5 protein-coding genes are annotated in these 6,539 nt (G+C 55.3%); 4 read left to right on the top strand and 1 reads right to left on the bottom strand.

Annotated elements, in window-relative coordinates; genetic code table 11:
* The first annotated feature begins 23 nt into the window (after nt 1–23).
* The 4 genes from A3842_RS20430 to A3842_RS20445 all read left to right on the top strand — a co-directional run bounded on the left by A3842_RS20430 (nt 24) and on the right by A3842_RS20445 (nt 4,677).
* Nucleotides 24–1,511: a UxaA family hydrolase gene (locus A3842_RS20430; protein ID WP_074102562.1), complete on the top strand. Its 1,488-nt coding sequence runs from the start codon at nt 24–26 to the stop codon at nt 1,509–1,511.
* A 33-nt stretch (nt 1,512–1,544) separates the two neighbouring features.
* Nucleotides 1,545–2,960 carry a glucuronate isomerase gene (uxaC, locus tag A3842_RS20435; protein ID WP_074102563.1) on the top strand — a complete coding sequence of 472 codons (1,416 nt, stop codon included), beginning with the start codon at nt 1,545–1,547 and terminating at the stop codon, nt 2,958–2,960.
* Between the two features lie 20 nt (nt 2,961–2,980).
* Nucleotides 2,981–3,703 carry a rhamnogalacturonan acetylesterase gene (locus A3842_RS20440; protein ID WP_074085418.1) on the top strand — a complete coding sequence of 241 codons (723 nt, stop codon included), beginning with the start codon at nt 2,981–2,983 and terminating at the stop codon, nt 3,701–3,703.
* Nucleotides 3,704–3,834: 131 nt separating this feature from the next.
* On the top strand, nt 3,835–4,677 hold the full coding sequence (locus A3842_RS20445) for a sugar phosphate isomerase/epimerase family protein (RefSeq protein WP_074102564.1): 843 nt from the start codon (nt 3,835–3,837) through the stop codon (nt 4,675–4,677).
* On the opposite strand, the gene A3842_RS20450 is transcribed toward A3842_RS20445, so the two are convergent.
* On the bottom strand, nt 4,674–6,539 hold a 1,866-nt coding region (locus A3842_RS20450; RefSeq protein ID WP_178382382.1), incomplete at its 5' end, for an alpha-mannosidase. The genes A3842_RS20445 and A3842_RS20450 overlap by 4 nt on opposite strands.

The following is a 6,539-nucleotide window of genomic DNA, read 5'->3' on the forward strand; positions in this document are numbered from 1 at the left end:
CATTTCCTATTAGGAGGGACAGCATGAAACGATTAATGAAAATGAATCCCCGCGATACGGTAGCCGTTGCGCTGCGCCCCATTGCTTCTGGTGAAGAGATCACTTTTGAGGGACTCACTCTGGAGGCTGCCCAGGATATCCCGCAGGGCCACAAAATCGCATTAACCGACTTTGCCGTGAACGACGTTATTACTAAATACGGATACCCCATCGGGCATGCGGTCGAAGCGATCCGGGCAGGTGACTGGATCCATACGCATAACATCAAGACCAATCTGGCAGGAGAAGAAGAATATGAATATCTTCCCGAGCTTCATCCGGTCATTTATCCGCAACGTGATTTGACCTTTCAGGGCTACCGCCGCGCAAGCGGCAAGGTGGGTATCCGCAACGATCTGTTCATCATTCCCACGGTCGGCTGTGTGAACGGCATTGCCGAGCAGATGCTGCAGGAATTCAAGGCAGAACACCCGGATCTGGGCGGCTTCGATAACTTTACCGTACTCAAGCATCCTTACGGCTGCTCGCAGCTTGGCGATGACCACCGCATGACCCGGAGCATTCTGCTGGATGCCGTGAATCATCCGAACGCCGGCGGCGTGCTGGTCTTCGGTCTCGGGTGCGAGAATAATATCGTCTCCGAGTTCCGCAGCATGCTGGGTGACTATGACGAGAGCCGGGTCAAATTCCTCGTTGCCCAAGAGGTAGGCAACGAGGTAGAGGCAGGTCTCACTCTGCTCGAAGAGCTATACGAGGCAGCGAGAAATGATGCCCGCGAGCCGGTTCCGCTCAGCGAGCTGAACGTCGGACTGAAATGCGGCGGCTCCGACGGATTCTCCGGCATTACCGCCAATCCGCTGCTGGGTGCCTTTTCGGATTTCATTATCTCCCAGGGTGGAACCTCTGTGCTGACAGAGGTCCCTGAAATGTTCGGTGCCGAGAAAATGCTGATGGCACGTGCGGAGAGCCGTGAGGTCTATGAAGACATCGTCTCTCTGATAAATAATTTCAAGCAGTATTTTCTCTCCTATGGGGAACCGGTCTATGAGAATCCCTCTCCCGGCAACAAGGCTGGCGGGATCAGTACGCTGGAAGACAAATCACTAGGCTGCACCCAGAAGGCTGGCAGCTCGCCTGTTGTGGATGTGCTGGATTATGGCGTGAAGCTGCGCCGCAAAGGTTTAAGTCTCCTGCAGGCCCCGGGCAATGATCTGGTGGCGGCCTCCGCCCTTGCCGCATCGGACTGCCAGCTCGTGCTCTTTACAACCGGCCGGGGAACACCGTTCGGCAGCTTTGTGCCAACGGTCAAGGTGGCGACTAACAATGATCTTTTTGCCAAAAAAGGCCACTGGATGGACTTCAATGCCGGACCGCTGCTGGAACGCCCGATGGCCGATGTGCTGGAGGAATTCATCGCCTACATCATCGATGTAGCGAGCGGACAAAAAACGCGCAACGAGCAGAATGAAGTGCGCGAGCTGGCGATTTTCAAAACCGGAGTTACGCTCTAATCCTTATCTAATCCAAGTAAAGGGAGAATCACGATGTTTTTAAATGACGATTTTCTGCTGACCAGCGAAACGGCGCGCAAGCTTTTCCATGATCATGCCAAAACCATGCCGATTATCGATTATCACTGCCATCTCGACCCGAAGGAAATCTATGAAGACAAGGCATTCTGCAACCTGACGGAAGCCTGGCTGGCCGGAGATCATTACAAATGGCGGCTTATGCGGGCCAACGGGGTTCCTGAATCCCATATTACCGGTGATGCTTCCGATTATGACAAGTTCCTGACCTGGGCCCGTACGCTTCCAAAGGCAATCGGCAACCCACTATACAGCTGGACCCACCTGGAATTGCGCCGATTCTTCGGAATTCATGAACTGTTGAACGAAACTTCCGCTCCTGCCATCTGGGAGGAAGTGAACCGCAAGCTGGCTGAACCGGCCTATACCCGGCGAAGCCTGATCCGGAATTCGAATGTCAAAATCATCTGCACCACAGATGACCCGGCAGATTCGCTGGAATATCACCGGCTGCTTAAGGAGTCGGAGCATGACTTTCAGGTCTTCCCGACTTTCCGTCCCGACAAAGCGCTGAATATCGACGCCGAAGGATTCCCGGCTTGGCTGGCCCGGCTGGAGGAAGCAGCAGGAGTACCTGTAGCCAATTATGAATCGTTGGTCGAAGTCTTGCGGAGCCGTGTGGAATTTTTCCACGCGAACGGCTGTCGGCTGTCTGACCATGCACTCGACGTACTGCGTTATCAGGCGGCTGGTGATGCCTCACAGGTGGAGCGGATTTTTGCCAAAAGGCTGGGAGGTACGATGTTGACACCGGAAGAGATCACTGTCTATCGGACAGAACTGCTGTCGGCGCTGATCGGAATGTATCATGATCACAATTGGACCATGCAGCTGCACCTGCACGCCTTCCGCAATAATAATACGCCGATGTTCCAGCGCCTTGGGCCGGATACGGGTTACGATGGAATTAACGATCTGTCTTTGGCTGAGGCACTCTCGCAGTTGCTGGACCGGGCCGAATGCGGCAAGGGATTGCCGAAGACCATCCTCTATTCGCTGAACCCGGGAGACTATCCTGCCCTGCTGGCTCTGATGGGCTGCTATCAAAAGGATACCGCAGGCAAGCTTCAGCTTGGCTCCGGCTGGTGGTACAACGATACCCGCGACGGCATGCGCCGCCAATTGACCTTACTGGCTGATAACAGCCTCTTGGGTAATTTCGTCGGCATGCTGACCGACTCCCGCAGCTTTCTATCCTACACGCGCCACGAGTATTTCCGCCGCGTACTCTGCGAGCTGCTGGGTGAACTGGCAGAGCGCGGTGAAGCACCGGACGATCAGACACTGCTGGGACAGCTGGTGGAAGGAATATCCTACAGTAATGCCGCAGGATACTTCGGCTTCGAAGCCCGCAGCGCTGTACACTCTTGAACCGGGAAAGGAAGCCGATTATGCCTACACTGTACATTGCCGGTGACTCTACCGCCGCTCAGAAAGGCGGGGGCGAGAAGCCAATGACAGGCTGGGGTGAATTCTTTCAGGAGCATTTTGGCCCTGAGATTACCGTAGACAACCGGGCGGTTAACGGGCGCAGTACCCGCTCTTATCTGGCAGAAGGCCGGCTTGAGGATATCGCCAAGGATTTCCGGTCAGGCGACTACCTGCTGATCCAGTTCGGACACAATGACCAGAAGGTAGAGGACCCTGCCCGTTATACCGATCCCGCTACAGAGTACCGCCGAAATCTGCTCACGTTCATTGATTTCGCCCGCAACTACGGCGGATATCCTGTTCTGCTGACTTCGGTCAGCCGCCGCCGGTTTACTTCAGGCGGCGAGCCTGACCCGCTCGCTATCGGGCCGTACCCGGAAGCGGTACGCGAGGTCGCAGCACAGACCGGTACGCCGCTGCTCGATATTTTTGCTTCATCCCAGCAGCTATATCGCGCGCTGGGAGAAGAAGGCTCGCGGCAGCTGTTCATGCATCTGCCCGCGAACGATCATCCCAACTATCCGGTGGGCATCACGGATGATACGCACTTCTCCAAGGAAGGCGCTGCCCGCGTGGCTGACCTGGTCGCCGGGGCGATCCGGCAGTCTGCAGAGCTGACTGCCTTGAGTGTATATTTGCGGCGGTCAGGGCTTAGAGCAGCAGAGGTCGTCTCCAAGCCGTAAGTCTTGCCGCTGACCGGGAAATGGATGGATCTGATCGCATGGAACCATAGGCCATAAGCCGCAAGCAGACCCGCTTGCGGCTTATGTGCTTCAATATAGATTCTATTTATTAATAAACAGGAGGGACTATCATGACTGCACCGCTTCACCTGGGGATACGCGCCCATGATTTTGGCCAGAACCCTCTGGCGGAGCTAACCGCCAAGCTCTGCCGGTACCATTTCACACACATTCAGTTCGCTGTACATAAGTCTTTTCCGGAGAGTGTCCCCGCGATATCCAGTTTAAGTCCCGGTACCGCTGCCCATTTCGGTGATGCCTTCCGGCAGGCCGGTATCCGTATTGCTGTGCTCGGCTGCTATGTGAATATCGTTGATTCTGACCCCGCCCAAAGAACATTGGCCCTGGATACATTTAGTACCCACCTCCGTTTGGCCCGGGATTTCGGTGCCAGCCTGGTAGGTACGGAAACAGGCAGTGTGGGCAAAGGATACACAACCGCTAATTTTACGGAGGAAGCTTTCCAGCAGGCAGTCATTTCCGTGCAGGCTATGGTGGCAGAAGCCGAACGCTTCGGCGTAACGGTAGGTATTGAAGCAGGGATTCATCACCCGATCTATACTGCACAGCTGGCGCGGCGTCTGCTCACACAGGTTCCCTCCAATAATCTGCAGATCATTCTCGATTGCGCCAATCTGATGACCGTAGACAATTACCGGCAGCAGGATGCCGTGATTGCGGAAGCGCTGGAGCTGCTAGGCGATCGTATTGCCGTCATACACCTGAAGGATTACACCATCAGAGACGGTCAGGTCGTGATTGTTCCTGTAGGCCAAGGCCTGCTGAACTTTGCTCCACTGCTCCATTACATGAAATATAAGCGGCCGCATATTCAAGGCATTCTGGAGAGTACGCCCGAAGAGTATGTGCAGGAGAGCGCAGATTTTCTGCGGAAGCTGTATGATGAAGTCTAACCGGAGAATCTGACGATAAAAGTACTGATCTCATAAGGCTTCATTTCATGGGTAACCGCCTGCCCAATGTTAGCTTCGCCGAGCGGCCGCTCCATCAAGTCGCATTCCTGCCAGGAATGAAGCGGATAATCGCTGCTAAGTGTTACGGTGCTGCGAGTGCCTGTATACTCATGCAAGCGGACGATGAAGCCGTCGCCATTCTCCGCCATTTTGACGGCATCGACGGCTATGCCAGAACTGTCTGTCTTGATCAGCGATTTGCCAGCCCCGGTAGAGTAACCGCCCTTAACCACATGCAGCGGATTGTTCAGTGACCAGGCCTCCTGCACTGTGGTTGCCGCTGCCCAGTCCCCCTTATGCGGCAGCAGAGCATACGTGAAGCGGTGCTCCCCCTGATCCGCCTGCCAGTCGGGCTCGGTTGCCGACTTAATCAGCGACAGCCGCATCACATGATCCTTGATGTCGTAGCCGTATTTGCAGTCGTTCAGCAAGCTGACTCCATAACCCCGCTCCGACAAATCAGCCCACTGATGGCCCACACTTTCAAAACGTGCATAATCCCAGCTTGTATTCCAGTGTGTAGGCCGCTTTACGTTGCCGAACTGAATATCGTAGGTGGCTTCCGTAGCCCGCACCGCAACCGGAAAAGCAGTCTTCAGCAGCTGATGCTGCTCATGCCAGTCAACCCAGGTCTCGAAATCTATCCGTGCGCTTCTGCTGTACACTTTAACCCTCTGAATGATGGTGGAGTCCATATACTTCCAGGTGAATTCCAGCACCGCGGCAATCAAGCCGCATTCTATCCGTTCAACGGAGCGGAGGTCGGTGATTACGCGCATTTTCTCCTGATAAAACAGGTCAATATCCCAGGCATCGAACATCTTTGGCTTATCCTCAAAGACCTGAAGCACATTGCCGTTCTCACCTGGAGCCAGCACCTCCCGCTGTTCCCGCCGGTCATAGATCCGGCTCAGCTGCCCGGCTTCGTTCCACTCCAACACATAAAACGGCGTTGTAAGCCGCAAATCCTCCCATTCGAACGGAACCGGACGGTCTGGCATTAAGGCTGGAACTTCAGGAGCGCCAATGTTTCCGCCAGCAGTATCAGCAGTATCAGCAGAATCTGCTGCATACGGCAGTTGAGCGGGGTCTGCCACGGACCGGGAAGTGATAACCGTACTGCCCAGCATCGGAACGGACGGAACCTCCACCAGCCATTCATCCCCTGCACGCTGGGAAGTTAGCTTTTGGCCGTCCGCAGTGCTCCACTCCAAATCCCCTGCTGCTGCTTCATAAGGAATAGCTGCCAGCTCAGTCCGCTCGAAGAAGGCTCCATTAAATACCGTGTACTGCACTGCCTGCCGTGAATCGGATAACCCGGTCAGCCCTTCTGCTGCAGCATCAGCCGCCGCGCGGCCAATCCGCTCCGCTTCTGCATATTCCAGCCGGGAGTCCTCATACACCTCATGGATGGAGGAGCCGGGAATAATATCGTGGAACTGATTGCGAAGGATGGTATGCCAGCCTTCCAGCAGCGGCTTCGCAGGATAGCTGCCGAAGCTGCCCTTTTCTGCAGCAAGCAGCACCTGCAGCCACTCCGCTTCGCGGTACAGCAGCTCCAGCTTCCGGTTCATCCGTTTGTTATAGGCCTGGCTCGTATATGTTCCCCGGTGATATTCCAGATACAGCTCCCCGTCCCAGGTATGAACATACTGGTCGGTACTGCGGACCGTTTCATTCAGGCGCTCAAAATACTCCTCTGCCCGGCCCGTCTGGACTGCGGGAATCCCCGGCATTTTATCAAGCCGACGGCGCATTTCAAGCATTTCCCGGTTAACCCCCCCGCCCCCATCGCCGTATCC

It is taken from the genome of Paenibacillus sp. P3E (genome assembly GCF_001909045.1).
In the GTDB taxonomy this organism is placed as follows: Bacteria; Bacillota; Bacilli; order Paenibacillales; family Paenibacillaceae; genus Paenibacillus_AQ; species Paenibacillus_AQ helianthi.